This is a genomic window from Variovorax sp. TBS-050B (genome assembly GCF_029893635.1).
GTDB lineage: Bacteria > Pseudomonadota > Gammaproteobacteria > Burkholderiales > Burkholderiaceae_C > Variovorax.
The window spans coordinates 3,114,593-3,139,964 of the sequence record NZ_JARXYR010000002.1 but is presented as its reverse complement, the minus strand read 5'-3'; the positions used below and the strand labels follow the sequence as shown (position 1 = coordinate 3,139,964).

Genomic DNA, 25,372 nt, shown 5'->3' with positions numbered 1-25,372 from the left:
GCGCCGCGGCCGGCGCGTCTTAGACTCGGACGCCCGATGCCCGCCACCGCCCTGCCCGTCCTCTACAGCTTCCGGCGCTGTCCGTATGCGATGCGCGCGCGGCTCGCGCTGCTGGCGAGCGGCCAGCGCTGCGAGCTGCGCGAAGTGGTGCTGAAGAACAAGCCCGCCGAGATGCTCGCCGCCTCGCCCGAGGGCACGGTGCCGGTGCTGGTGCTGGCCGACGGCTCGGTGCTCGCGCAGAGCCTGGAGATCATGCGCTGGGCGCTCGGCCGCAGCGATCCGCTGCGCTGGCTCGCGCCCGAGGCGGGCACGCTCGACGAGATGCTCGCGCTCGTGACGGCCTGCGACGACGGCTTCAAGCCCGAACTCGATCGCTACAAGTACCCCGAGCGCTTCGACGGCGCCGCGCCCGCGGAAGCGCGCGCGCGAGGTGCGCAGTTCCTGCTGCGGCTCGAACAGAGGCTGGCCGCGACGCCGCAGCTCTTCGGCACCGAGGCCGCGCTCGCCGATGCGGCCGTCATGCCTTTCGTGCGGCAGTTCGCGATGGTCGAGCCCGGCTGGTTCGCGCAGCAGCCGTGGCCGCAGCTGCGCGCCTGGCTCGCGGGCTGGACCGCCTCGGCGCTGTTCGAGCGCGCGATGCACAAGCATGCGCCGTGGCGGTCGGGCGAGGCGGGCGTGGTCTTTCCTTCATGAGCCCCGCCCGGCCGCCCGAAGGGGCTCGCACCGCAGCCCGTACGGGCGAAGGTCGTCCTGTGACTGCAAGGCTGCACTTCGACCTCACGACGGTCCAGCTCTTCATCGCGACCGCCGAGCTCGGCGGCGTGACGCGCGGCGCCGAGCGGCTGCACATGGCGCCGGCCGCGGCCTCGCGCCGCATCCTCGAGCTCGAATCGCAGTTCGGCGTGGCGCTGTTCGAGCGCCGGCCGCACGGCATGGTGCTGACCGACGCGGGCCGCGCGATGCTCGCGCATGCGCGCAGCATCACGCACACGGTGCTGCGCATGCAGGACGACGCGGCCTCCTACCTCGGCGGCGAGCAGGGCGTGGTGCGCGTGGCGGCGCCGAAGTCGGCGGTGATCCAGTTCATGCCGCAGGACATCGAGCGCTGCGCCGCCGCCTGCCCTGGCGTGCGCATCGACCTGCAGGAAATGAACAGCCAGGTGGTGCAGCAGGCGCTGCGGCGCGGCACGGTGGACATCGGCATCTACGAGGCCGGCCTCGGCGCGATCGAGCTGCCGACGCTGCCCTACCGCAGCGACGAACTCGTCGCGGTGACCGCGCGCGCGCATCCGCTCGCGCGGCGGCGCCAGGTGGCGATCGAGGACATCCTGGGCTGCGACCTGATCGTGCTCAGCGAAGGCTCCGCGATCTCGCTCATGCTGGAACGGCTTGCCGACGAAGCCGGCCAGCTGCTGCGCATGCGCATGCGCGTGGGCGGCTTCGACAGCATCGCGGCGCTGGTGGCGCAGAACCTCGGCATCGGCGTGATGCCCGCGGCCATCGCGCGCCATGTGGCCGGCGGCAGCCGCTTCGCGCGGCTCGCGATCCGCGGCGACTGGGCACGGCGCCAGTTCGTGCTGTGCCACCGCGCGCCCGAGGCGCTCTCGCGCGCGGCGGCCGGCGTGGCCGCGGTGCTCGCGCGGCCGCCGGGCGCGGATACGCAAAACGCGAATCCTGCTTCGCCCAAATAGCGATGGCGCCCGGTGCGGCCCTTGCGCACCATCCGTCGACCTTCCAAGGAAAAAGACGGAGACACGCCATGCAACGCAGAAGCTTCAACCTCGCGGCCGCCGCTGCCGCCCTCGCCGCACCGGCGCTCGTGCGCGCGGCCGCCGCCGACACGGCGGCACCGCCCGGCGCCGTGAAGATCGTCGTGGGCTTCGCACCCGGCGGCGGCACCGACGTGCTGGCGCGCGTCATCGGCCAGAAGCTCGGCGCGCTCTGGAACGCCACGGTGGTGGTCGAGAACAAGCCCGGCGCCACCGGCGTGATCGCGGCCGACCACGTGAGCAAGCAGCCCGCCGACGGCGCCACGCTGCTGATGGCGCACGTCAACAGCCACGCGATCGCGCCCGCGCTGCTTTCGGGCGTGAAGTACGACCCGCGGCGCGACTTCACGCCGCTCGCGCTGGTCGGCGTCACGCCGAACATGCTGACCTGCGCGCCGGCGCAGAAGGCGCGCACCCTGCCCGAGATCGTCGCGCTCTGCCGCGAGCGGCCGGGCCGCGTGTCCTTCGGCTCCTCGGGCATCGGCTCGGCGCAGCATCTGGCGTTCGAGATGTTCAAGCTGCAGGCCAAGGTCGACGCCGTGCACGTGCCGTACAAGGGATCGAGCGCACTCGTGGTGGACCTGCTCGGCGGGCAGATCGACTACGCCTTCGACACCATGACCGCCGCCACGCCCTTCGTGAAGCAGGGCAAGGTGATCGCGATCGCGCAGACGCGGCTCGAGCGCGCGCGCAGCCATCCCGCGGTGCCCACGCTCGCGGAGTCGGGCTTTCCCGGCCTCGACGCGGCCTCGTGGTACGGCCTGGTCGGCCCGCGCGGGCTGCCCGCGCCGCTGGTGCAGCGCATGAACGAGGACATCAACCGCGTGCTCGCGCTGCCCGACATCGCGCAGCGGCTCGACGAGTTCGGCGCCGAGGACGCGGGCGGCAGCGCCGCGAAGTTCGGCGCCTTCATCGCAGCCGAGCACGCCAAGTGGGCGCGCATCGTCAAGGAGGCCGGCGTGCGCGCCGATGCCTGAAGCCGCGCCGCCTTTTCTTCCACCAAAGACTTCACCGATGAGCGACTCCCCCTCCTCCACTTCCAGGCCCCTGCCGCTCGCCGGCGTGCGCGTGCTCGACGTCAGCCAGGTCATGGCCGGCCCCTATGCCTGCATGCTGCTGGCCGACCTCGGCGCCGACGTGATCAAGATCGAGCCGCCGCAGGGCGGCGACCAGACGCGCGGCGCCATGGGCTTCAAGCTCAAGGGCACGGACAGCATGGGCTTCCTCAACATGAACCGCAACAAGCGCAGCATCGCGCTCGACCTGAAGTCCGAGAGCGGGCGCGAGGTGCTCTACAAGCTGGTGGCCGAGGCCGACATCCTGGTCGAGAACTACCGCCCCGGCGTGATGCAGCGGCTCGGCGCCGGCTACGAGACGCTGGCCGCGATCAACCCGCGGCTGGTGTACGTGAGCATCTCGGGCTTCGGCCAGAGCGGGCCCTGGGCCGGGCGGCCGGGCTTCGACCTGATGGCGCAGGCGATGTCGGGAATCATGCGCGTGACCGGCCATCCCGGCGGTCCGCCGGCCAAGGCGGGCGTGCCGGTGGCCGACATCGGCTGCGCGCTGTTCGCCACCTACGGCATGCTCTCGGCCTACATCGGCGCCAAGGCGACCGGGCGCGGGCAGTACGTCGACGCCTCGCTGTTCGATTCGGCGCTCGCCTTCTCCATCTGGGACATGAGCGAGTACTGGGGCACCGGCCGCGAGCCCGAGCAGCTCGGCACCGCCAACCGCATGAGCGCGCCCTACCAGGCGGTGAAGGCGGCCGACGGCCACTTCGTGATGGGCGCGACCAACCAGAAGCTCTGGCAGACGCTGTGCCGCACGCTCGCGCGGCCCGACCTGCTGGACGACGAGCGCTTCGCCACCGTGTCGCTGCGGCTCGCCAACCGCCATGCGCTGGTCGAGAGCCTGGAGCGCAGCTTCGCCGAGGCGGATTGCGCGCACTGGATCGAGCGGCTGCTCGCGGTGGGCATCCCGGCGGGCCCGATCCTGAGCTATCCCGAGGCCTTCGAGAGCGCGCACGGCCGGCACCGCCGCATGCGCATCGAGATCGATCATCCGGTCGAGGGCAAGGTGCCGAACATCGGCTTCGCGGTGAAGATGGGCGGCACGCCGCAGCAGGTGCGCCGGCCGCCGCCGCTGCTCGGCGAGCACACGGCCGAGGTGCTGGCCGAGCTCGGCATCGATGCGCAGGCGCAGCGCGCGCTGGCCGCTGCGGGGGCCTTCGGTTCATGAGCGAAGGCAGCGTCCGCCTGGCGGTGGCGAACGGCATCGCCACGCTGGTCTTCGACCGCCCCGCCGCGCGCAATGCGATGACCTGGGCCATGTACGAACAGCTCGGCGCGCACTGCGAAGCGCTCGCGGCGCGCGCGGGCGAGGTGCGCGTGGTGGTGATGCGCGGCGCCGGCGGCCAGGCCTTCGTCGCGGGCACCGACATCGCGCAGTTCCGCGACTTCGCGGGCGGCGACGACGGCGTGGCCTACGAACGGCGCATCGACGCCGGCATCGGCCTGATCGAGGCGCTGCCGATGCCCACGCTCGCGGTGGTCGAGGGCTGGGCCGTGGGCGGCGGACTCGCGATCGCGACCGCCTGCGACTTCCGCATCGCGACGCCGGGTGCGCGCTTCGGCGTGCCGATCGCGCGCACGCTGGGCAACACGCTGTCCTCGCTCAACTTCGCGCGGCTGCGCGCGGCCTGGGGCCTGCAGCCGGTGCGGCGCATGCTGCTGCTGTCGCAGATCCTCGGCGCGGACGAAGCGCTTGCCTGCGGCTTTCTCGAACAGGTCTGCGAAGCGGATGCGCTCGATACCGCGGTCGAGGCCCTGTGCGGCCGCCTCGCCGCATTGGCGCCGGTGACGCAGGCAGCGGCCAAGGAGGCGCTGCGCCGCGGCACGGTGCAGGGCGCGCCCGACAGCGACGACCTCGTGCGGCGCTGCTACGGTAGCGCGGATTTCGCCGAGGGCGTGGCGGCGTTCACCGCAGGGCGGGCGCCGGCCTGGCGCGGCCGCTGAGGCCCGCGCCGCCCGCTTCCGCGGCACGCTGGATGCACTCGACGAAGTGCTGCGCGGCCGGCGTGAGCGACTGCCCCTGGCGCTTGAGCACGCAGACGCTGAGGGCGGGCAGCGTCTCGGCGACCTCCACGCGCCGGATGCCGTGGCGCTGGAAGCTCAGCGCCGCGAGCGGCTCGACGAAGAGCCCGATCAGGTCCATCTGCCCCACGAGCGACAGCGCCACCGTGACCGAATGGCCCTGGATCACGCGCGCGGGCGCCGGCAGCCCGAGCGGCAGCAGCGCCGACGCCGAGTCGCGGCCGCTGAAATGGTCGTCGCCGGGCAGGATCCACTCGGCCTTCAGCAGTTCGGCGATCGAGCGGCTCGCGCGCAGCGGATGCCGATGGCGCAGCCCCACCACCAGCTGCACCGGGAAAAGCGCGATCGCCTCGAACTGCGGATCGAGCCGGCCCGGCACCACGTGGGCCACCGCGAAGTCGAGCGCGCCCTCGCGCAGGCGCGCGAGCATCGAGGGCAGCACTGCCTCGCTGAACTGCACGTCGACCGCCGGCAGCCGCGCATGGAAGTCCTTGAACGCCGCGGGCAGCACGGTGAGCGCGAAGGAGGTGCTGACGGCCAGCGACACCCTGCCCGTGAGGCCGTCGCGGATCTGCGCGATCTCGTCGCGTGCGCGGCGCATGTCCGCGAGCAGCAGCCGCGCGCGCGGCGCGAAGGCCTCGCCGTAGGCGGTGAGCCGCACGCCCTTCACGCTGCGCTCCACGAGCGGCGCGCCCACTTCGCGCTCGAGCTCGCGCACGATCTTGGTCACCGCCGGCTGCGAAATCCCGAGCACGCGCGCCGCGGCGCGGATACTCATCTGCTCGACCACGGCCACGAAGGCGTGCAACTGATTGGGCTTCATGAAAACCAAAAGTTATCGCTGTCGACCAATTATTGTCTTTTCATGACCGCGGCGAGTCTCTAGCATCCGCCGCGGCCGACGGCCCGCGAACGCCCTCCCACACAACTCACACATCCAAAGAGACATGCGCAATCCCGACACGCCGCCCCCGGCCGCCAGCCGGCGCCGGACCATCGTCGCCACCACCATCGGCAACGGCCTCGAGTTCTTCGACTTCACGGTCTACGGCTTTCTCGCGCTCGTGATCGGCAAGCTCTTCTTCCCGACCTTCACCTCGTACGGCCAGCTGCTGCTGACGGTCGCGAGCTTCGGCGTCGGCTTCATCATGCGGCCGCTGGGCGGCATCGTGATCGGCGCGTATGCGGACCGCGCGGGCCGCAAGAAGGCGATGACGCTCACCATCTTCCTGATGGCCCTGGGCTGCGCGCTGATCGCCTTCACGCCCACCTACGCAGCCATCGGCGTGGCGGCGCCCATCGTCATCGTGGTGGCGCGGCTGATCCAGGGCTTCTCGGCCGGCGGCGAGGTCGGCGCCTCGACTACGCTGCTGGTCGAGCACGCCACGCCGGCCAACCGCGGCTACATGGCGAGCTGGCAGTTCGCGAGCCAGGGCCTGGGCGTGCTGATGGGCGCGGTGGTGGTGGGTGGCCTCACGCTCGCGCTCACGCCCGAGGCCATGCAGGACTGGGGCTGGCGCCTGCCCTTCGTGATCGGCATGCTGATCGCGCCCGTGGGCATGTACATCCGCCGCCATCTCGAGGAGTCGCTGCACGTCGCGCCGCAAACCGCCGCCCGCGCGCCGCGCGAGAGCAGCCTCAAGGTGGTCTGCACGCAGCACGGTCGCACGGTGCTGGCCGCGATCCTGCTGCTGGTCGGCGGCACCACCGCGGCCTACGTCGTCACCTTCTACATGGCGACCTACGCGGTGCGCGAGCTCGGGCTGGCGCCTTCGGTGGCGCTGCTCGGCGCGGGGCTCACGGGGCTGATCTCGTTCGTGCTCGCGCCCTTCGTCGGCCGGCTCTCGGACGTGGTGGGCCGCAAGCCGCTGATCCTCTGGAGCCGCATCGCGATGGCCATCGTGATCTATCCCTGCTTCCTCTGGCTCAACGCCTCGCCGACGCCCGCGGTGCTGTTCACCGTGCTCGGGCTCCTGAGCGTGGGCCTGGTGGCGCAGACCGTGCCCGGCATCACGATGCTGCCCGAGATGTTCCCGAAGGCGGTGCGCGCGAGCGGCATGTCGCTGGTCTACAGCGTGGGCGTGGCGCTGTTCGGCGGCTTCGCGCCGTTCATCAGCACCTGGCTGCTCAACGCCACCGGCAGCAAGCTCGCGCCGGCCTGGTACCTGGTGGCGATGACCGTGGTCTCGCTGCTGGGCCTGCTCTGGCTGCGCGACCACACGGGCCGCGACATCGATGCCGCGGGCGCGCATGCGCCGGCGCGCTGACCGGTCATCTTTCCCCACACTGGAGTACTCCATGCAGACATCCGCCGGCGGCAGCGTCCGCCACTTCTCCGGGACCTATGCCGAAGCACGCGCGAAGTTCCTCGACGCGGCGGCTGCGCGCGGCGCCGCGATCGAGAGCTTCGTGCATCCCGCGCACCGCGGCGCGCTCGGCGAGGAGCTGGCGACCGACCTCGCGCTGCTCGGCGCGAAGGACGCGAAGAAGCTGCTGCTCGTGAGCTCGGGCACGCACGGCCCCGAGGGCTTCTGCGGCTCCGGCGCGCAGGTCGCGACGCTGCACGACGCCGAGCTGCTGGCCCGCTTCGAGCAGGCCGGCGTGGCGCTGCTGCTCGTGCATGCCGTCAATCCGCACGGCTTCTCGCACCTGCACCGCACCAACGAGGACAACATCGACCTCAACCGCAACCACATCGACTTCGGCGCGCCGCTGCCGGTGAACGCCGACTATGCGGAGGTCGAGCCGCTGGTGCTGCCGGCCACCTGGCCGCCGACGCCGGCCGACGAGGCCGCGATGGCCGCCTACATCGCGCGGCGCGGCATGCGCGCCTTCCGCGAGGCCGTGACCAAGGGCCAGTACAGCTCGCCCAACGGGCTCTTCTACGGCGGCACCGCACCTTCGTGGAGCAACCGCACGATGCGCGGCATCCTGCGCAGCTACGGCGCGTCGGCCACGCACCTCGGATGGATCGACATCCACACCGGCCTCGGCCCCTACGGTCACGGCGAGAAGATCTACCCCGGCCGCAACACGCCCGAGGACCTCGCGCTCGCCCATGCCTGGTGGGGCGCCGACGTGTTCGCGCCGTTCGCGGGCGACTCGGCCTCGGCCGACGTCTCCGGCCCGGTGGTGTCGATCGCCTACGACGAATGCCCCGCCGCCCGCATCGCGCCCATGGGCCTGGAGTTCGGCACCCTGCCCGACCAGGAAGTGCTCACGCGCCTGCGCGCCGACACCTGGCTGCGCCGCCATCCCGAAGCGCCCGATGCGCAGAAGCGCGAGATCCGCCGCCATCTGCGCGACGCGTTCTACTGCGACAACGACGAGTGGAAGGGCATGGTGCTCGGGCAGGCGCGGGTGGTGCTGCTGCAGACCCTGCAGGGGCTGCGCAAGGCGTAATGAAAGCGGACAGCCGTACGCAGAGGACGCGAAGGATTCGCGAAGGTCGCAAAAGGAACAGCCAAGAAGGTTTTCTTGTCTCTTTCGCGTCCTCTGCGGAACCTTCGCGTCCTCTGCGTCCGGAAATCGGCGTTTCGCCTCAACCGAAGTTCGGCGCCCGCTTCTCGCGCAATGAGGCCACGCCCTCGCGCACGTCGCGCGCCCGCGAAGCCCATGAACTCGAGCGCGAGCGAGGCATCGAAGGTCGGGCCGGCCTGGCGCAGCCAGTTGTTGAGCGCGTACTTGGTGTAGCGGATCGCGCTCTGGCTGCCGGCCGCGAGCCGGTCGGCGACCTCGTAGGCGCGCGGCAGCAGGTCGGCCTCATCGACCGCAAGCGACACCAGCCCGATGCGCTCGGCTTCCTCGCCGCTCACGGGCTCGCACAGCAGCAGGTGGTACTTGGCCTTGGCCATGCCGCACAGCAGCGGCCAGACGATGGCCGCATGGTCGCCCGCGGCCACGCCGAGGCGCGTATGGCCGTCGACGATCTTCGCGCCCCGGGCCGCGATCGAGATGTCGGCCAGCAGCCCCGCCACCAGCCCCGCGCCCACGGCAGGACCGTGCATCGCGCTCACGATCGGCTTGTCGCAGTTGATGAGGTTGTAGACCAGGTCGCGCGCCTCTTTCCACACGCGCTGGCGCACCCCGTCGTCGGTGGTCATGTCCTGCACCATCGCGAGGTCGCCGCCGCCCGAGAAGCCCAGCCCCTCGCCGCGCAGCACCGCGCAGCGCACGCTGTCGTCGGCCGCCACGTCGCGCCAGATCTCGGCGAGTTCGCGGTGCCCGTCATGGCCCGCGGTCGGCAGCTTGCCGTTGGCGGCGCGCATCTGGATGTCGAGCACCGCGCCGTTGGCACCGCGGCGCTGGATGGACAGGGTCTGGTAGCGGTCGTAGTGCATGCGTGTCTCCGTCGTGCCGGCGCGCGGGCGGGTGCTTTCCTGGTTTCCGATTCCGCGCCCGTGCGGGCGCGAACGCGATCTATTTTCGCGCGGCCAGTTCGCGGCAGCGCTGCACATTGGCCGCGAAGCGCGCCGCGAGGCCGGGCTCGCAGGCGTCGTCGCCGGGCGTGAGCCTGCACATGCCGACCACCGCGTAGTCCATGACCGCGGAAGTGCACATCGGATAGGCCGCGAGCTCCGGATTGGCCTTGACCTTGAAGCCCCAGCGCTCCGTGAAGTCCACCGTGCGCGCCATCGCACCGTGGAAGAAGCTGCGGTCCCTGGCGGCCACGGCGGCTTCCATGCGCGGCAGTTCCTCGTTCAGGTAGCCGACCGCATCGAGCGGAAAGGTCGAAGGATCCTGCTGGCCGACGGCCGCCGAGGCCGCGAGCACCAGCGGCAGCGCGGCGAGCGCGCGCCGCAGCCGGCAGGAGAAGAGGAAAAAGGAGGACGAAGCCACGGAGCGGTCGGACGGGCGTTGGTGTTGCATGGCCCCGGATTCTGCAACGTCCGGATGCATCTTCGGCAGCCGCCCGGCGCCTACCGGCTCTTTTTCTGCCGCTCGAACTTGCGCCAGTACTGGAACTCGTCCTCGTGCACCTCGAGGTCGACCTCCGACACCCGCGCCTGCAGCCGTTCCTGCACGTCGGCCACGGCCTTGTTGTAGACCAGCGGCCCGACCTCCTCGAGGAAGAAGCCGAGCAGCGCGCCCGCGGCGACGTTGCCGATCGGCTCTTCCATGTTCTCGCGGAAGTAGCGTTCGATGGACTGGATGGCCTCCTGGCGGGCTTCCCGGGATATCTCGATGGTCATGGGTTCTTCCTTGCGGCGATGGGCTGGATTCTGCAATGCGCCGTCCTTGCGACAATGGCGCCCGCCTTCCGGCTTCAACCCACCGACCTCGCGACAACCCACCATGGCCTCTAGACAACTCCGCACCCTCGAACGCGGCATCCTCTGCATCGTGATCGGCGCCGCCGTGCTGCTGGGCCCGCGCTTCCTCCAGGGCTCGGCCTGGTTCGAGATGATCGCGGGCGCCTACCTGGTCGGCTGGTTCGCGGTGGTGCTCGGGGTGGCGCTGGTCGTGGTCGATCTGGTGCAGCGCGCGAAGAACACGCGGCGCTGATGCTAGGCGCCGCTCAGCGGCGCAGCTTCTTGACGAGCTCGACCACGGCAAGCACCACGGCGCCGGCCACGAGTCCGACGACCGCGTTGGCCGCCATCGAGCCGAGCGTGCCGAACACGCCGCCGGCGGCATGGGCCCAGTCCTCCACCGCATGGCCGAGCGCCGGGACGCCGTGCACCAGGATGCCGCCGCCGACGAGGAACATGGCCGCGGTGCCCGCGATCGAAAGGCCCTTCATGAGCCAGGGCGCCGCCGCCAGGATGCCGCGGCCCAGGCCGCGCGCAGCGGCGCTGCCGCTCCTGCTCAGGTGCAGGCCCGCGTCGTCGAGCTTGACGATGCCGGCCACGAGGCCGTAGACGCCCACGGTCATGATGAGCGCGATGCCCACCAGCACGCTGAGCTGCGTGGTGAAGGGCTGGCCCTGCACCGTGCCGAGCGTGATCGCGATGATCTCGGCCGAGAGGATGAAGTCGGTGCGGACCGCGCCCTTGATCTTGTCCTTCTCGACCGCGACCACGTCGACCGCCTCGTCGGCCACCGCATGCTCGTGGCGGGCGACGTCGGCCGCGTGCTCCTCCTTGTGCAGGAACTTGTGGGCCAGCTTCTCGCAGCCTTCGAAGCACAGGAACGCGCCGCCGATCATCAGGAGCGGCGTGACGAGCCAGGGCAGCCAGGTGCCGATGGCGAGCGCCGCGGGCACCAGGATGGCCTTGTTGATGAACGAGCCCTTGCAGACGGCCCACACCACCGGCAGTTCGCGGTCGGCCTTGACGCCCGACACCTGCTGCGCGTTCAGCGCCAGATCGTCGCCGAGCACGCCGGCCGTCTTCTTGGCGGCAACCTTGGTGAGGATGGAGACGTCGTCGAGGACGGTGGCGATATCGTCAAGCAGCAGAAGCAGGCTGGTGGCCATGGCGATCCGGGTGTGGGATGAAGGAAAGCGGCGAGCTTATCCGCAACCGGTGACGGCGCGGCAATAACCGCACGCGGGCGGCGCCGGTTCAGGCGACGTTGCGCTTGAGGCGTATCTCTTCGATGCGGACCGTGCCGATCGCGGTGGTCTTGGCGGTCTTCATCTCGCGCTTGAAGCCGGCGAGCTCGTGGAAGCGCATGGCGCGGTCGTTGCGGATCGGCACCCAGATCGTCACGGTGGTGCAGCCCTCTTCCTCGAGGCCTTCGCGCGCGGCGTCCCAGAGCGCCACGCCGACGCCCTTGCCCCAGTGCTCGGGCAGCACGTAGATGGCCCAGATCTCACCCGTGGTGGACGGCGTCTTGGGATCGCGCGAGCGGTCGAAACCGACGAAGCCGACGACCTGGCCCTCGTGCACCGCCACCTGCACCTGGGGTTCGCTGAACTCGATGGCTTCGCGCCACTTGGCTTCGCGCGAGGCGGGTGCCAGCGCGCGCAGCTCGTCTTCGGGCAGGATGCCTTCGTAGGCGGCCTTGGCGGCCAGGGCATGGACTTCGGCGACGGCCTTGGCATCGCGCATCGTGGCGGGGCGGACTTCGTAATCGGACATGAATGCGGGGGAATCAAATGGAACCGCGTATTGTCGCCGCACCGCTAAACTGCCCGCTCTCAATACCGGCGACATCAACAAGGAGGTCCAGATGGCCAAGGGTCAACAGCGCTCGAACAAGGAAGCCAAGAAACCGAAGAAGGACACCGCGCCGCCCAAGGCGCCGGGTGCCGGCATCGAGCCGGTGCGCACCGTCACCACCGCGGTCATTCCGCGCGGCAAGCTCAAGAACAAGTGAGCGACGCGCCCGCGCCGCCGCCGCAGGCCCGGCCCCAGCCGCGCAATCCGCTGCACGGGGTGACGCTCGAGGCCATCGTCAAGGCGCTGGCCGAGCATTACGGCTGGCAGCGCCTGGGCGAAATGGTGCCGGTGCGCTGCTTCACGACCGACCCGAGCGTGAGCTCCAGCCTCAAGTTCCTGCGCAAGACGCCCTGGGCGCGCGAGAAGGTCGAGAGCCTGTACCTGTTCATGCTGCGCGAACAGCGGCGCGCCGGCCAGCCGCAGGCCCCGCGGTGAAGGTCCGGCTCGAACCCTCGGGCCTGGTCTTCGACACCGAGGCCGGCGCCACGCTCCTGAAATCGGCCGAGGCGGCGGGCATCGAGATGCCGAGCTCGTGCCGCAACGGCACCTGCCGCACCTGCATCTGCCAGCGGCTGTCGGGCGCCACGCGCCATTTCATCGAATGGCCGGGCCTGAGCGCCGAGGAAAAGGCCGAAGGCTGGATCCTGCCCTGCGTGGCCGAGGCGCAGAGCGACCTCGTGCTCCGGGCGCCCGCGGCGTTCCCGCTGTTCTGAAGCGCGCCGCCTGGCTCAGGGGGCCCGCAGCGGCGCCTGCTGGGCCACCACCATGCGGTCGCGCTGCGCGAGCGACGGGAACAGCCTGAACCAGCCGAGCGCCACCAGCATCGTGCCCACGCCGCCCACCACCACCGAGCCGACCGGCCCGAGCAGTGCCGCGGTGGCGCCCGACTCGAACTCGCCGAGCTGGTTGCTCGCGCCGATGAAGATCGAGTTGACCGCGCTCACGCGGCCGCGCATCGCGTCGGGCGTTTCGAGCTGCACCAGCGTCTGGCGGGATCACGACGTTGACCATGTCCGCGCCGCCCGAGACCGCCAGCGCGACCAGCGACACGAAGAAGCTGCGCGAGATGCCGAACACCACCATGCACAGGCCGAACAGTCCCACCGCCATCAGCAGCGTGCGGCCGATGCGGCGCTCGATCGGCCGGCGCGTGAGCGCGATCGACATCACGAGCGCGCCCACGGCCGGCGCGCTGCGCAGCAGGCCGAGGCCCCAGGGCCCGGTGTGCAGGATGTCCTTGGCGTAGATCGGCAGCAGCGCCACCGCGCCGCCCAGCAGCACCGCGAACAGGTCGAGCGAGACCGCGCCGAGCACGGGCTTGCGCTTCCAGATGAAGTCGACGCCCGCGAACACCGTGGCCAGCGTGACCGGCTCGCGCGCCGCGGGCGTGTAGGCGTAGCGCAGCCGCAGCACGAGCGCGCAGGCGACCACGAAGCACAGCACGCTGGCGCCGTACACCACCGCCATGCCCGCGACGAACAGCAGCCCGCCGAGCGCCGGCCCGCCGATGATGGCGCCCTGCATGCCCGCCGAACTGAAGGCCATCGCGCGCGCGAGCAGCGTGGGCGGCACCAGCAGCGGCGTGAGCGCCTGCTGCGCCGGCATCTGAAAGGCGCGCACCGCACCGAGCACCAGCGAGAGCCCCAGCAGCAGGCCGCGCGAATCGCCGTGCCGCACCACCGCGAACAGCAGCACCAGCGCCACGGCGCCCTGCACCGCGAAGCAGGCGGCCACGATGCGGCCGCGGTGGTGGCGGTCGACCACGTGGCCCGCCAGGAGCGCGAGCAGCAGCGCGGGCACGAACTGGTAGAGGCCGACGAGCCCGAGGTCCCAGGCGCTGCCGGTGAGCTCGTACATGTGCCAGCCGATCGCGACGAGCAGCATCTGCGCCGCCGCGGTGCCGAAGAGCCGCGCCACCCAGAGCTGCATGAAGGGCCGCTCGCGCCGGAGGTCGGCAAAGCTCGGCGGCGGCAGGGGAACGGAAGCGGGAATCGACGAAGCGGGGCCGGACATCGCTTCGAGGATAGCCGAGGCCCCATGCGCCGCGCCGGCGTGCGGGCTCTGGCGTCTCTAACGTCTCTACACTCGCGGCTCCATGCCCGCCATCGACCATCCGGACCTCGTCGTCCACGAAGACGCCCACCTGCTGGTGCTGAACAAGCCCGCCGGCCTGCTGTGCGTGCCCGGGCGCGGCGAGGACAAGCAGGACTGCCTGAGCGCCCGCGCGATGCGGCGCTGGCCCGACGCGCTGGTCGTGCACCGCCTCGACATGGCGACGAGCGGGCTGGTGCTGATGGCGCGCAACCCGGCGATGCAGCGGGCGCTCGGCGACGCCTTCGCGGGCCGCCTGGTGCACAAGCGCTACGAGGCGATCGTGGACGGTGCGCTGCCGGTGAAGGCGGAATGGTCCGTCATCGACGAACCGCTGATGGCCGACTGGCCGCGCCGTCCGCTGCAGAAGGTGGACCCGGCGGGCAAGCCGAGCCTCACGCGCTGGCGCGCGGTCTCATCCGCGCAAGGCGCCGATGGCGCCCTGGCCACGCACCTGCTGCTGGAGCCGCTCACGGGGCGCTCGCACCAGCTGCGGGTGCATCTGCTGTCGATCGGGCATCCGATCCTCGGCGATGCGCTCTACGGCAGCGACGCGGTCCGCGCACGCGCGCCGCGGCTGCTGCTGCATGCGAGCGAACTGGGTTTCGTGCATCCGGCGACGGGGCAGCCCGTGCGCTTTGCGAGCGCGCCGGCGTTCGGGTTGTCTACAGCCCGCCCTTGACCACGAGCACCGGCATCGGCGCGTCCTGCAGCACGCGCTGCGTGACGCTGCCGAGCAGCAGCTTCTCGATGCCGCTGCGGCCGTGGGAGCCCATCACGATCAGGTCGGCCGCGATCGCGATCGCGGTGTCGACGATGCCTTCATGCACCACGTGGCCGTCGATCACGCGCTGGTCGCTGTGCAGGCCCTCGGCCGCGAGCGCGGCCACGCCGCGCGCGAGCGCCGCATTGGCGCTGGCCGTGGCCGCGGCCAGGTATTCGTTCTGGCCGAGCGCATAGTCCGCGCCCACGCCGATGAAGGGGTAGTTGTCGATCACGTGGATCAGCGTGATCCGGCTGCCGAAGGCCAATGCCAGGCCGCTGGCCTTGCTGACGGCGAGCATGGAAGTTTCGGAGCCGTCGATCGGAACCAGGATGTGATTGAACATTGGCGGGCCTCACTTTCGTTCGCATACAGACAGGCGCGGCTCGCGCTCGAGCCGGCCTTTGAATTTAACCTCAGTACCGGGGGGAGACTGTAGGACTCGGGCGGGCGGGGTCAATCCCCCTGAAAACCCTCGGCGCGGCAGGTGACCACGAGCGTGTCGCGCCATCCGGTGCCGCCTTCCTCGAGCGGCTGGATCGGCGTGGATTCATGGATCACGCGCGCGTCGTCGAGCAGCAGCAGTGTCCACGGCTCGGTCATGGTGAAGCGCTCGCCGCGCCTTCCGTTGGCTTCGAAGACGCGCGTCTCGCCGCCCTTGATGCCATGGCGCCCGACCAGCGCCACCGCCACCAGGTCCACGCCGTCGCGGTGCGCGCCTTCGGGCGTGGGCCGGCCGATGCCGCCCGCGGTGTCGATGCGGAACTGGTGCGCCTCGACGAACCAGGGCCGCGCCGCGCCGCCGCGCATGTCGCTCGCCGCGCCGGCCAGGCGCTGCAGCAGCCGCTGCCATGCCGGGCGGGCCACGGTGGCCTCGTGCATCGGCGCGAACCAGCGCTGCATGCCGCCGTGCAGGGCGTTGTATTCGACCGGCTGCCAGTGCGCGCGGTGCGGCACCTGCGCCACGGCCTCGCCCTCGACGGTGAAGCAGGCGTGGCGCCGGGTGCGGTAGCGCCCGCCGTCCTTGAGGTATTCGTCGGGCGGCAGATCGTCCCAGTCGGGGTGCAGCGCCTCGAGCGCTGCGAGCGGCATGCCGAGCCAGTCGCTCACGCCCTCTGGGCCGAGCACCGCATAGCCCTGTTCGCGCAGCGCGGCCGGCAGTTCGGCCGGTGCGACGAACGGCGGCACGAATGCGGCCGTGGTCACGACGCGGTGACTTTCACGTCCTTCCAGAACGCCACGCGGTCGCGGATCTCCTCGGCCTCGGGCTTCGGATCGGCGTAGTACCAGGCGGCGTCGGCGTGCATCTCGCCGTTCACGAGCAGCGAGTAGTAGCTCGCGGTGCCCTTCCAGGGGCAGGTGGTCTTGTGGTTGCTGAAGGTGACGTAGTCGCGGTTGAGCGCGCTCGTCGGGAAATAGTGGTTGCCTTCGACGAGCACGGTGTCGTCGCTTTCGGCGATGGTGACGCCGTTCCAGGTTGCTTTCATGTCTTGCTCTCCAGGGGGCGGGCGGCGGCTTCCTGCGCCGTGCCGCGGACGGCTATTGTGCCCCGATGGGCGCCCTGCCCTCCGGGGCCCGCCCCCGGCGCGCCGCTCAGGCCTGCAGCCAGTGCACGCTGAACAGCCCCTCCGGATCGACCCAGACCGCCCCGGGCCGGAACCCGGCCTTCACCGCCAGCGCGCGCAGGCCGTCCACGGTGAACTTGTGCGAGTACTCGGTATGGATGGTCTCGCCCTCCTCGAAGCTGAAGCGCTGGCCGTTCAGCGTCACGGCCTGGGCGCGGCGGCTCACGAGGTGCATCTCGATGCGCCGCTTCGGCGCGTTGTAGAACGCCGCATGCGCAAAGCCGTCCATGTCGAAGTCGGCATCGAGCTCGGCATTCGCGCGGCGCAGCAGATTGAGGTTGAACGCGGCGGTCACGCCGGCCGCATCGTTGTAGGCCGCATGCAGCCGATCCGGCGCCTTCACCAGGTCGACGCCGATCAAGAGCCCGCCGCCGCGCAGCATGCGCGCCGCGAGCTGCAGAAAGGCCAGGGCTTCGTCGGGCTCGAAATTGCCGATCGTCGAACCGGGAAAGAAGCCCACGCGCTTGCCCGCGCCGGGCAGCGGCGCCGGCAGCACCAGCGGCATCGTGTAGTCGGCCGCGATCGGCTGCACCGCGAGCGCCGGGTAGTCGGCCCGGAGCCGCTCGGCGGCGGCCTCGAGGTGCTCGCCGGAGATGTCGATCGGCAGGTAGCGCTTCGGTGCCTCGAGCGCGTCGAGCAGCAGCCGCACCTTGGTCAGCGAACCGGCGCCGAACTCCACGATCTCGGCGGCCGGCCCGACCTGGCCGGCGATCTCCGCGGCGCATTCGGCGAGGATGCGCAGCTCGGTGCGCGTGGGGTAGTACTCGGGCAGCTCGCAGATGCGGTCGAACAGCTGCGAGCCGGCCGCGTCGTAGAAGAACTTGGGCGAGATGCTGCGCGGGCGGCGCGAGAGACCTGCGAGCATCTCGCGGCCGAATTCGGAAAGCGGCGTGCCCGGCGTGGCCGCGGCGGGCGCCACGGGCTGGCGCAACTGCTGCACGGCGGCCGCCGCGGCGGCGGCGAAGGAACGCGAAGGCGGGGTCGTCGTTGGATTGCGCATGTTCAGAGATCCTTTGCGAGCCGCAGCCCCGTGAACTGCCAGCGCGCCGCCGGCGGAAAGAAATTGCGGTAGCTGGGCCGCGTGTGCCCGGCCGGCGTGGCCACGCTGCCGCCGCGCAGCACCAGCTGCCCGACCATGAACTTGCCGTTGTACTCGGCCGCGATGCCGGGCAAGGGCCTGAAGCCCGGGTACGGGTCATACGAGGAACGCGTCCACTGCCAGACATGGCCGGTCATCTGCGAGATGCCGGGCGCGTCGAAGGCCGCCTCCCATTCGAACTCGGTCGGCAGCCGCGCGCCGGCCCATTCCGCGTATGCGGCGGCTTCGTAGAAGCTCAGCTGCGACACCGGCGCATCGGCTTCCATCGGCCGCACGCTATGCAGGCCGAACACATGCCAGCCGGCCTGCTGCTGCGACGGCACGCCGAGCCGCGGATCGTCGGCCGCGAGCCAGTACGCCGGATGCCGCCAGCCCTGCGACTGCACCGCGGCCCAGCCGTCGGAGAGCCAGAGCTCGGGCCGCTGGTAGCCGCCGTCGGCAATGAACTGCGCGTACTCGCCGCAGTTCACGAGCCGGTCGGCGATGGCATAGGGCCGCAGCAGCGCCTCGTGGCGCGGCGTCTCGTTGTCGAACGCAAAGCCCCGGTGCGGCCCTTCGTGGCCCACCTGCACCACGCCGCCCGGCCGCGACAGCCAGCGCATGGGCGGCGGCACGGCGGCCAGCCGCAGCGCGGGGCCGGCGGCGGGCTTGTAGGCCGGCAGCAGCGGATTGCACGACAGCGCATGCAGGATGTCGGTGAGCAGCAGCTCCTGGTGCTGCTGCTCGTGGTGCAGCCCGAGCGTGAGGATCGGCTCGATCGTGGCGGCCCAGGCCTGTTCTTCGCCGATGCCGCTGTCCAGCCACGCGAGCACCGCCTTGTCGACGTGGCGGCGGTAGGCATGCACCTCGTCGAGCGAAGGCCGCGTGAGCAGCCCGCGCTGCGGCCGCGGATGGCGCGGGCCGAGCGCCTCGTAGTACGAATTGAAGAGGTAGTGCAGCCGGGTGTCGAAGGGCCGGTAGCCCGCGGCGTGCGGCTGGAGCAGCACGGTCTCGAAGAACCAGGTGGTGTGCGCGAGATGCCATTTGGTCGGGCTCGCATCGGGCATCGATTGGATGCACTGGTCTTCGGCCGAGAGCGGCGCGGCGAGCGCCAGGCTGGCGGCACGCACTTCGCGGAACCTGTCGCGCAGTGCACTGGCCGCCGGGGTGATCGGCCGGGAAAGCGTCATGGAGTCTCCAGTCGGGTCAGCCGGAAGTTGTAGCCGATCGGCGTGACGCGGGCGCGTAGGACAAGTTCTCGCGCTCGCTCACTCGCCGCGTGCCGGGCGGCGCAGGGATCGGGGAAGGAAGCACTTTCGCACAACACGCGCTGCGGTGCAGGGCCGCTGCGTATCATCCATTCATATGCAAACGACCAACGCCTCCGCCCGCCCGCATGTCGTCATCGTCGGTTGCGGATTCGGCGGACTCGAAGCCGCACGCAAGCTCGAACGCGCCGACGTGGACGTGACGGTGATCGAGAAGACCAACCACCATCTGTTCCAGCCCCTGCTCTACCAGGTGGCGACCGCCGGGCTCGCGGCGCCGTCGATCGCGGCGCCGGTGCGTTCGCTGTTCCGCAGGCAGCCGCGCATCACCACGCTGCTCGGCGAGGTGAACGCGATCGACCCCGCGGTCCGCAGCGTCGGGCTGACCGACGGCAGCCGGGTGGGCTACGACCACCTGATCGTCGCGGCGGGCGCCACGCACAGCTATTTCGGGCACGACGAATGGGCGCCGCTCGCGCCGGGCCTCAAGACCCTGGCCGATGCCTTCGAGATCCGCCGCCGCGTGCTGATGTCCTTCGAAGCCGCCGAGACCGAGACCGACCCCGAGCGCCGCCGCGCGCTGCTGACCTTCGCCGTGATCGGCGCGGGCCCCACGGGCGTCGAGATGGCCGGCACGCTGGCCGAGATCGCGCGCCACACGCTCGAGGGCGAATTCCGCCGCATCGACCCCGGCAGCGCGCAGGTGCTGCTGATCGAGGGCGGCCCGCGCGTGCTGCAGGCCATGCCCGAGAGCCTGAGCCGGAAGGCGCTGGACCAGCTGGTCCGGCTGGGCGTGGACGTGCGGCTCAACGCGCGCGTGACCGCGATCGACGCCGACGGGCTCGAAGTGCAGGCCGGCGGCGGCGCCGACGGCTCAGCGGCCACGAGCTACCGCATCGGCAGCAGCTGCGTGGTGTGGGCCGCGGGCGTCGCGGCCTCGCCGCTCGGACGCATGCTCGCCGAGGCCACCGGCGCCGAATGCGACCGCGCGGGCCGCATCAAGGTGGAACCCGACCTGAGCCTCCCCGGCCATCCCGAGATCAGCGTGGTCGGCGACCTCGCGGCCGCGCTGAGCCATGCCCCCGGCAAGCCGCCGAAGCCGGTGCCCGGCGTGTCGCCCGGCGCCAAGCAGATGGGCCGCGCCGCCGCGGCGAACATCCTGCGCCGCATCGCGGGCACGCCGACCGTGCCGTTCCGCTACCGCGACTACGGCAACCTCGCCACCATCGGGCGCAACTCGGCCGTGGTCGACCTGGGCACGCCCTTCGGGCCGCTGCGCTTCAGCGGCCGGCTCGCATGGCTGTTCTGGCTGTTCGCGCATGCGTACTTCCTGATCGGCTTCCGCAACCGCATCGTCGTGATGATGGACTGGGCCAGCGCCTACTGGAGCTTCCAGCGCAATGCGCGCGTGGTAGCCGACGTGCAGGGCCGCAGCGAGTCCTGATGCGCGCGGCTCAGAACGGGAAGCCGCTCGAGGCGTTCTCGCGCTGGCGCTGACGCCACTTCCAGGGCGGCGTGGGCCTGGCGCCCGCCCACAGGCCCTGGCGCTGCGTGCGCGCGCCGCGCTGCAGTTCCTCCAGCCGGCCGCCGTACCGTTCGGCGCTGCCGCGGTAGTCGTAGACCCAGGCCCAGCCCTCGCTCACCATCCACGTCGCGACGTCCTGCCCGTCGCAGTTGACGTCGGCCACGGTGCGGCCATAGCGGTCGGTGTCGCGCTCGGTGATGAGCGCGCGCTCGAAGTAGCACAGCTTGCTCAGCGCCTGCCGGGCGCGGCGGCCGTAGGGCTGCGCCGATTCGGGCGCGTCGATGGCGGCGATGCGCACCCGCACCTCCTCGTACGAGCCGATGCGCCCGCAGCGCGCGGTGAGGGTGTCGCCATCGCTGATGCCAACGACCAGGCAGGTGCGGGCGGCGGCGGCCTGCGACAGCAGGGGCAAGGAGAGCAGGCAGGCGGACAGGAACGGGCGCAGGCGCATGGAGAGCGGGAAGACGGCGGCAACGACGGGGAGCGCCGATTCTCCCCGCGAAGGCCCGGCCGCCGCGCGCGCGAACCTGCTGTTACGCGGCGGCCTTGTTCTCGTCCTCCTGCAGCAGCCGCCACATCACCTTGCCGCTGCCGCTCTTGGGCAGCGCATCGACGAACTGCACCTTGCGCGGGATCTTGTAGACCGCCATGTTCTCGCGGCACCAGTCGATGATCTCCTGCTCGGTGGTGTGCTTGTGCGTGGGCCGCAGCACCACCACCGCCTTGACCGACTCGCCGCGGTAGCTGTCCCTGGTCGAGATCACGCAGGCCTCCTGGATCGCGGGATGGCGGAACATCAGCAGCTCGACCTCGGCCGGCCAGACCTTGAAGCCGCTCGCGTTGATCATGCGCTTCAGGCGGTCGGTGATGAAGAAGTAGCCGTCCTCGTCCATGCGGCCCATGTCGCCCGAACGGAAGAAGCGCTTGCCCTCGAATTCGACGAACGCGGCCCGCGTGGCATCGGGCCGCTTCCAGTAGCCCTGGAACACCTCGGGGCCGTGGATGATGATCTCGCCCGATTCGCCGACCGGCATCTCCACCAGCGTGTCCGGGTCGACCACGCGCGCATCGGTGCTCATGAACGGGATGCCCAGGCACTGCTGCTTCGGATGGTCCGAGGGGTTGGTGTGCGAGGGCGCGGCGGTTTCGGTCAGGCCATAGCCTTCCTGATACTTGAGGCCGTACTGCTCGAACAGGCGCTGCGCCACCGCCTGCGGCATGGCCGCACCGCCGCCGCCGATGTGGGTGAGGCTCGAGAGGTCGTAGCTCGCGAAGTTCGGGCTCGCCATGAGGTCGATCACCATCGTCGGGATGTTGGTCCAGCTCGTGACCTTCCAGCGCGAGATCAGCCGCCCGGCCACGTCGCGGTCCCAGCGCGGCATGATGACCAGCGTGGCGGCCGCGAGGATGGAGGTGTGCATCATGCTCACCACGCCGGTGATGTGGAACATCGGCACCACCGCCAGCACCACCGTCTCGGAGGTGGCCTGGCCCCAGAGCTGCCCGGACACCGCGTTGTGCATCAGGCTCGAATGGTGGTGCACGCAGCCCTTGGGCAGCCCGGTGGTGCCGCTGGTGTAGGGCAGGAGCGCCATGTCGTTCGCGCCCACCACGTGCGCGGGCGCAGGATGGCCGGCCTCGAGCGCCTCGGTCCATGCCAGCGCCTGGCCGCCCTCGAGCTCGGGCAGCGGATGGCGCGTGGTGAGCCAGTCCTTCCAGGCCGGGGCGGGTGCGTCGTCGCCGGACGCGTCGGCGTCGAAGGCGTCGGTGAACTGGGTCACGACGAGGTGCGCGAGCCGCTCTTCGGGCGGCAGTGCGTTGCTCGCCCTCGCGAGCTCGGCCGCGAGGTCGCCGGTGGTGATCGCCACCTTGGCATCGGGATCGACGATGTAGTGCTTGAGCTCCTCGGCGCGGTTCATCGGATTGACCGGCACCACCACCGCGTTGGCGCGCAGGATCGCGAAATGCGCGATCACGAGCTGCGGGCAGTTCTGCATGTCGAGCAGCACGCGGTCGCCGCGCTGCACGCCGAGTGCATGCAGCGCGCCGGCCAGCCGCTCGACCTGTTCGGCCAGCATGCGGTAGCTCATCACCCGGCCGAAGAACACCAGCGCCGCCTTGTCCGGATAGCGCGCCGCCGAGGTCGCGAGGTTGTGCCACAGCGAGGTGGCGGGCACGGTGATCGAATGCGGCAGGCGCTTGGGCCAGAACTTGTGGTGCGGGCGTTCTTGCATGGTCGGGCGGGTGGAGGAAGGGAGGTGGAAAAAGCCAGGCCGCAGCCTAAGCCGCGCCGCGCGCCGCTCCCATCGGGGAAGCCCCCTGGGGCGTCACCTTGGCGACGCCGCGCGCGCCGTGGGGCGCTGCTTATGATCGCTTTGGTTCACAACGACAAGGTAGAGGAGACCGTCCATGACCCATCCGTTCCGCGCCGCCCTGCTGGCGGCTTGCTCGATCGCTGCGGCCTTCGGCCTCGGCGGCCCTGCCCTCGCGGCCTACCCCGACAAGCCGATCAAGGTCGTCGTCGGCTTCCCCGCCGGCGGGCCGCTCGACCAGCACGCGCGCCTGCTCGCCGACAAGCTGCAGGCGGTGCTGGGCCAGCCGCTGATCATCGACTACAAGCCCGGCGCGGGCGGCTCGGTCGGCGCCGACGCGGTGGCCAAGAGCCCGGCCGACGGCTACACGCTGATGCTCGCCAACACCGGCGTGGCGGTGATCAACGGTGCGCTCTACAGCAAGCTGCCCTACAACACCCAGCGCGACTTCGTGCCGATCGCGCGCACCGCAATGCAGCCGCTCGCGCTGCTGGTCACGCCGAAGCTGCCGGTGCAGAACCTGAAGCAGTTCGTCGACTACGCCCGCGCGCGTCCGGGGCAGGTCAACTACGGCTCGGCCGGCAATGGCGGCATCAGCCACCTGGTGCCCGAGATGTTCAAGACCGCCACCGGCATCTTCATGGTGCACATCCCCTACCGCGGCAGCGCGCCGGCCTTCACCGACCTGATGGCGGGCCAGGTGCAGTTCATGGCCGAGTCGATCCCGCAGGCGGCCAGCTACCACAAGCAGGGCAAGGTGCGCGCCCTGGCCGTGACGAGCCGCGAGCGCAACCCCGCGCTGCCCGACATCCCCACGGTCATCGAGTCGGGGGTCAAGGGCTTCGAGGTGGTGGGCTTCTACGGCTTCTTCGCGCCGAAGGACACGCCGCGCGAGGTGGTCGCGAAGCTCGGCGACGCCTTCCGCCAGGTGCTGACCAGCCCGGAGGTGCGCGAGCGCATGGTGAGCCAGGGCGCCGATCCGGCCTACCTCGGCAGCGAGGACTTCGCACGTTTCCTCGCGGCCGAGACGCCGCGCTGGGACAAGGCAGTCAAGGCCTCGGGCGCCAGGATGGACTGAGCGCCGCCCGTTTACGGGCGTGCTGTGCACCACGACGGGTCATTTTCGGTGCACATGGCTTGCATACCAGTTGGCACGGAAGCTGCTGGCATGAAGCCGAATGTCTACATCCGCCTCCGAAATCAGTGCACGCATCGTCGAAGCGGTGATGGCGCAGAAGCTCGCGCCGGGCGCGCGCCTGGGCGAGCAGCAGCTCGCGATGCTGTTCGACTGCAGCCGCACCATCGTGCGGGAGGCGCTCACGCGGCTGGCCGCACGCGGCATCGTCACGGTGAGTTCGCGCCGCGGCTGGTTCGTGATCGAGCCGTCGCAGGACGAGGCCCGCGAGGCCTTTGAAGCCCGGCGCGTCATCGAGCTCGGGCTGATCCGCAGCACCGGCCGCATCGACAAGGCGGCGCTGCGCCAGCTCAAGACCCACCTGCAGCGCGAGAAGGCCGCGCTGAAAGGGAGCGACGTCGGCCACCGCAGCTACCTGCTGGGCGACTTCCACGTCTGCCTGGCCGAATGCCTGGGCAACACGCTGCTGGCCGACACGCTGCGCGACTTCACCGCGCGCACCACGCTGATCGCGATGCTCTACCAGAGCACGCACGACGCGGTGCAGTCCTGCGAGGACCACGTACGCATCGTCGCGGCGCTGGAGCGCGGCGACCCTGCCGCGGCCGAGGCGCTGATGGCCGAGCACCTGGGCACGGTGCAGTCGGCGCTGCGCGTGCAGGCGCCGGCCGATCCGCTCGCGCAGCTGCGCGACGCGCTGGCACCGCTGCAGCCTCCCGCCGCCGAAGCCCGGCGCCCGAAGCCCGCGCGCCGCGGCCCCGACACCCCCGATCCATCGACCTACCTAGGAGCATTGCTATGAACCCCACCAAGCGCCTTTTCAGCGCCGGCCTCGCGTCGGCCGCCCTCCTCGCCGCGCTGCTCGGCGCCGCCGGCACGGTGCATGCGCAGAACGCGCTCGACAACGTCATGAAGTCGAAGACGCTGAAGGTGGCCATTCCCACCGACTACCCGCCCTACGGCTTCGTCGGCACCGACATGGCGCCGCAGGGCCTGGACATCGACATGGCGCGCCTGATCGCCGCCAGGCTCGGCGTGAAGGTGGAGCTGGTGCCGGTCAACAGCGCCAACCGCATTCCCTACCTGCAGACGAAGAAGGCCGACCTCGTGATCTCCACCCTCGGCAAGAACGCCGAGCGCGAGAAGGTGATCGACTTCACCGCCGCCTATGCGCCCTTCTTCCAGGGCGTGTTCGCCAAGAAGACCCTGGGCGTGAAGGACTTCAAGGACCTCGCGGGCAAGACCGTGGCCGTGACGCGCGGCGCGATGGAGGACCAGGAGCTCAACAAGGTGGCGCCCGCGGGCGTGGACTACCGCCGCTTCGAGGACAACAACGCCACCGTCGCGGCCTACGTGGCGGGCCAGACCCAGGCGATCGCGATGAGCGGCGCGGTGGCGGCCGAGATGATCCGCAAGAACCCGCAGATCAACACCGAGTTCAAGCTGCTGCTCAAGGACAGCCCCTGCTTCGTCGGCGTGGCCAAGGGCGAGGATGCGCTCAAGGCCAAGGTCAACGAGATCATCGCCGCGGCCAAGAAGGACGGCACGCTCGACGCCATGTCGAAGAAGTGGCTCGGCAAGGCCGCGGGCGACCTGCCGGTCTGATCG

The 25,372-nt window shown here is 70.9% G+C and carries 29 protein-coding genes and 1 pseudogene; 16 read left to right on the top strand and 14 right to left on the bottom strand.

What is annotated here, in order from left to right; all coding sequences use genetic code 11:
* Window positions 1-36: 36 nt before the first annotated feature.
* The 5 genes from M2165_RS17580 to M2165_RS17560 all read left to right on the top strand — a co-directional run bounded on the left by M2165_RS17580 (window position 37) and on the right by M2165_RS17560 (window position 4,783).
* Entirely contained in the window at window positions 37-693 is a 657-nt protein-coding gene (locus tag M2165_RS17580) for a glutathione S-transferase (protein WP_280815872.1), read from the top strand.
* Window positions 694-752: 59 nt separating this feature from the next.
* The gene (locus M2165_RS17575; RefSeq protein WP_280815871.1) at window positions 753-1,691 is read left to right on the top strand and encodes a LysR family transcriptional regulator; all 939 of its coding nucleotides are present in this window, start codon (window positions 753-755) and stop codon (window positions 1,689-1,691) included.
* 68 nt (window positions 1,692-1,759) lie between these two features.
* Window positions 1,760-2,746, top strand: a complete 987-nt coding sequence (locus tag M2165_RS17570; protein WP_280815870.1) for a tripartite tricarboxylate transporter substrate binding protein — start codon at window positions 1,760-1,762, stop codon at window positions 2,744-2,746.
* Window positions 2,747-2,783: 37 nt separating this feature from the next.
* Window positions 2,784-4,007, top strand: a complete 1,224-nt coding sequence (locus tag M2165_RS17565; protein ID WP_280815869.1) for a CoA transferase — start codon at window positions 2,784-2,786, stop codon at window positions 4,005-4,007.
* Window positions 4,004-4,783 carry an enoyl-CoA hydratase/isomerase family protein gene (locus M2165_RS17560; RefSeq protein ID WP_280815868.1) on the top strand — a complete coding sequence of 260 codons (780 nt, stop codon included), beginning with the start codon at window positions 4,004-4,006 and terminating at the stop codon, window positions 4,781-4,783. The genes M2165_RS17565 and M2165_RS17560 overlap by 4 nt, the downstream gene beginning before the upstream one ends.
* On the opposite strand, the gene M2165_RS17555 is transcribed toward M2165_RS17560, so the two are convergent.
* Window positions 4,746-5,684 (bottom strand): LysR substrate-binding domain-containing protein, encoded by a 939-nt coding sequence (locus M2165_RS17555; RefSeq protein WP_280815867.1) that lies wholly within the window; start codon window positions 5,682-5,684, stop codon window positions 4,746-4,748. The two genes, M2165_RS17560 and M2165_RS17555, sit on opposite strands and share 38 nt — an antisense overlap.
* Before the next feature lie 124 nt (window positions 5,685-5,808).
* On the opposite strand from M2165_RS17555, the gene M2165_RS17550 reads away from it, so the two are divergent.
* Both M2165_RS17550 and M2165_RS17545 read left to right on the top strand, forming a co-directional pair.
* Window positions 5,809-7,128 (top strand): MFS transporter, encoded by a 1,320-nt coding sequence (locus M2165_RS17550; RefSeq protein WP_280815866.1) that lies wholly within the window; start codon window positions 5,809-5,811, stop codon window positions 7,126-7,128.
* A 31-nt stretch (window positions 7,129-7,159) separates the two neighbouring features.
* Window positions 7,160-8,263, top strand: coding sequence for a M14 family metallopeptidase (locus M2165_RS17545; RefSeq protein ID WP_280815865.1), 1,104 nt, complete (start codon window positions 7,160-7,162; stop codon window positions 8,261-8,263).
* Here the strand turns inward: M2165_RS17545 and M2165_RS17540 are convergent.
* The 3 genes from M2165_RS17540 to M2165_RS17530 form a co-directional block, all read right to left on the bottom strand.
* Complete coding sequence (locus M2165_RS17540; RefSeq protein ID WP_280815864.1) at window positions 8,173-9,201, bottom strand: enoyl-CoA hydratase/isomerase family protein; 1,029 nt, start codon at window positions 9,199-9,201, stop codon at window positions 8,173-8,175. The genes M2165_RS17545 and M2165_RS17540 overlap by 91 nt on opposite strands.
* Before the next feature lie 79 nt (window positions 9,202-9,280).
* Window positions 9,281-9,730, bottom strand: a complete 450-nt coding sequence (locus M2165_RS17535) for a hypothetical protein (protein ID WP_280815863.1) — start codon at window positions 9,728-9,730, stop codon at window positions 9,281-9,283.
* A gap of 50 nt (window positions 9,731-9,780) precedes the next feature.
* Window positions 9,781-10,053: a DUF2164 domain-containing protein gene (locus tag M2165_RS17530; RefSeq protein ID WP_280815862.1), complete on the bottom strand. Its 273-nt coding sequence runs from the start codon at window positions 10,051-10,053 to the stop codon at window positions 9,781-9,783.
* Window positions 10,054-10,156: 103 nt separating this feature from the next.
* Between M2165_RS17530 and M2165_RS17525 the strand changes: the two genes are divergently transcribed.
* Window positions 10,157-10,366, top strand: coding sequence for a hypothetical protein (locus tag M2165_RS17525; RefSeq protein WP_280815861.1), 210 nt, complete (start codon window positions 10,157-10,159; stop codon window positions 10,364-10,366).
* A 13-nt stretch (window positions 10,367-10,379) separates the two neighbouring features.
* On the opposite strand, the gene M2165_RS17520 is transcribed toward M2165_RS17525, so the two are convergent.
* Both M2165_RS17520 and M2165_RS17515 read right to left on the bottom strand, forming a co-directional pair.
* On the bottom strand, window positions 10,380-11,279 hold the full coding sequence (locus tag M2165_RS17520; protein WP_280815860.1) for a DUF808 domain-containing protein: 900 nt from the start codon (window positions 11,277-11,279) through the stop codon (window positions 10,380-10,382).
* Window positions 11,280-11,367: 88 nt separating this feature from the next.
* Window positions 11,368-11,886 carry a GNAT family N-acetyltransferase gene (locus M2165_RS17515; protein WP_280815859.1) on the bottom strand — a complete coding sequence of 173 codons (519 nt, stop codon included), beginning with the start codon at window positions 11,884-11,886 and terminating at the stop codon, window positions 11,368-11,370.
* Between the two features lie 91 nt (window positions 11,887-11,977).
* Here M2165_RS17515 and M2165_RS17510 point away from each other — a divergent pair, with 91 nt between their 5' ends.
* Genes M2165_RS17510 through M2165_RS17500 form a run of 3 tightly spaced genes read left to right on the top strand, consistent with a single transcriptional unit; the run spans window position 11,978 to window position 12,680 of the window.
* Window positions 11,978-12,124 (top strand): hypothetical protein, encoded by a 147-nt coding sequence (locus M2165_RS17510; protein ID WP_280815858.1) that lies wholly within the window; start codon window positions 11,978-11,980, stop codon window positions 12,122-12,124.
* The gene (locus M2165_RS17505; RefSeq protein ID WP_280815857.1) at window positions 12,121-12,402 is read left to right on the top strand and encodes a VF530 family protein; all 282 of its coding nucleotides are present in this window, start codon (window positions 12,121-12,123) and stop codon (window positions 12,400-12,402) included. The genes M2165_RS17510 and M2165_RS17505 overlap by 4 nt, the downstream gene beginning before the upstream one ends.
* Window positions 12,399-12,680: a 2Fe-2S iron-sulfur cluster-binding protein gene (locus M2165_RS17500; protein WP_280815856.1), complete on the top strand. Its 282-nt coding sequence runs from the start codon at window positions 12,399-12,401 to the stop codon at window positions 12,678-12,680. Before M2165_RS17505 ends, M2165_RS17500 begins: the two co-directional genes overlap by 4 nt.
* A 15-nt stretch (window positions 12,681-12,695) precedes the next feature.
* Here M2165_RS17500 and M2165_RS17495 read toward each other — a convergent pair.
* A pseudogene (locus tag M2165_RS17495) lies at window positions 12,696-13,896 on the bottom strand (MFS transporter).
* Window positions 13,897-14,062: 166 nt separating this feature from the next.
* On the opposite strand from M2165_RS17495, the gene M2165_RS17490 reads away from it, so the two are divergent.
* On the top strand, window positions 14,063-14,740 hold the full coding sequence (locus M2165_RS17490) for an RluA family pseudouridine synthase (protein ID WP_280815855.1): 678 nt from the start codon (window positions 14,063-14,065) through the stop codon (window positions 14,738-14,740).
* Here the strand turns inward: M2165_RS17490 and M2165_RS17485 are convergent.
* From M2165_RS17485 to egtB, 5 genes are all read right to left on the bottom strand, one after another.
* Complete coding sequence (locus M2165_RS17485; RefSeq protein WP_015866434.1) at window positions 14,724-15,167, bottom strand: universal stress protein; 444 nt, start codon at window positions 15,165-15,167, stop codon at window positions 14,724-14,726. The two genes, M2165_RS17490 and M2165_RS17485, sit on opposite strands and share 17 nt — an antisense overlap.
* 110 nt (window positions 15,168-15,277) lie before the next feature.
* Entirely contained in the window at window positions 15,278-16,027 is a 750-nt protein-coding gene (locus tag M2165_RS17480) for a 2OG-Fe dioxygenase family protein (protein ID WP_280815854.1), read from the bottom strand.
* Complete coding sequence (locus tag M2165_RS17475) at window positions 16,024-16,308, bottom strand: DUF427 domain-containing protein (protein ID WP_280815853.1); 285 nt, start codon at window positions 16,306-16,308, stop codon at window positions 16,024-16,026. Before M2165_RS17475 ends, M2165_RS17480 begins: the two co-directional genes overlap by 4 nt.
* 106 nt (window positions 16,309-16,414) lie before the next feature.
* A complete protein-coding gene (gene egtD / locus M2165_RS17470) occupies window positions 16,415-17,446 on the bottom strand; it encodes an L-histidine N(alpha)-methyltransferase (protein WP_280815852.1) in 1,032 nt (343 codons plus the stop codon).
* 2 nt (window positions 17,447-17,448) lie between these two features.
* Window positions 17,449-18,714 (bottom strand): ergothioneine biosynthesis protein EgtB, encoded by a 1,266-nt coding sequence (egtB, locus tag M2165_RS17465; protein WP_280815851.1) that lies wholly within the window; start codon window positions 18,712-18,714, stop codon window positions 17,449-17,451.
* Window positions 18,715-18,889: 175 nt separating this feature from the next.
* Between egtB and M2165_RS17460 the strand changes: the two genes are divergently transcribed.
* Window positions 18,890-20,236 carry an NAD(P)/FAD-dependent oxidoreductase gene (locus tag M2165_RS17460; protein WP_280815850.1) on the top strand — a complete coding sequence of 449 codons (1,347 nt, stop codon included), beginning with the start codon at window positions 18,890-18,892 and terminating at the stop codon, window positions 20,234-20,236.
* Window positions 20,237-20,246: 10 nt separating this feature from the next.
* Here M2165_RS17460 and M2165_RS17455 read toward each other — a convergent pair whose 3' ends face one another.
* Complete coding sequence (locus M2165_RS17455; protein WP_280815849.1) at window positions 20,247-20,768, bottom strand: thermonuclease family protein; 522 nt, start codon at window positions 20,766-20,768, stop codon at window positions 20,247-20,249.
* Window positions 20,769-20,850: 82 nt separating this feature from the next.
* A complete protein-coding gene (locus tag M2165_RS17450; RefSeq protein ID WP_280815848.1) occupies window positions 20,851-22,551 on the bottom strand; it encodes a long-chain fatty acid--CoA ligase in 1,701 nt (566 codons plus the stop codon).
* A 175-nt stretch (window positions 22,552-22,726) separates the two neighbouring features.
* Between M2165_RS17450 and M2165_RS17445 the strand changes: the two genes are divergently transcribed.
* From M2165_RS17445 to M2165_RS17435, 3 genes are all read left to right on the top strand, one after another.
* The gene (locus tag M2165_RS17445) at window positions 22,727-23,707 is read left to right on the top strand and encodes a tripartite tricarboxylate transporter substrate binding protein (RefSeq protein ID WP_280815847.1); all 981 of its coding nucleotides are present in this window, start codon (window positions 22,727-22,729) and stop codon (window positions 23,705-23,707) included.
* Window positions 23,708-23,807: 100 nt separating this feature from the next.
* On the top strand, window positions 23,808-24,566 hold the full coding sequence (locus tag M2165_RS17440; protein WP_280815846.1) for a GntR family transcriptional regulator: 759 nt from the start codon (window positions 23,808-23,810) through the stop codon (window positions 24,564-24,566).
* Window positions 24,563-25,369, top strand: coding sequence for a transporter substrate-binding domain-containing protein (locus M2165_RS17435; protein ID WP_280815845.1), 807 nt, complete (start codon window positions 24,563-24,565; stop codon window positions 25,367-25,369). Before M2165_RS17440 ends, M2165_RS17435 begins: the two co-directional genes overlap by 4 nt.
* The last annotated feature ends 3 nt before the right edge of the window (window positions 25,370-25,372 follow it).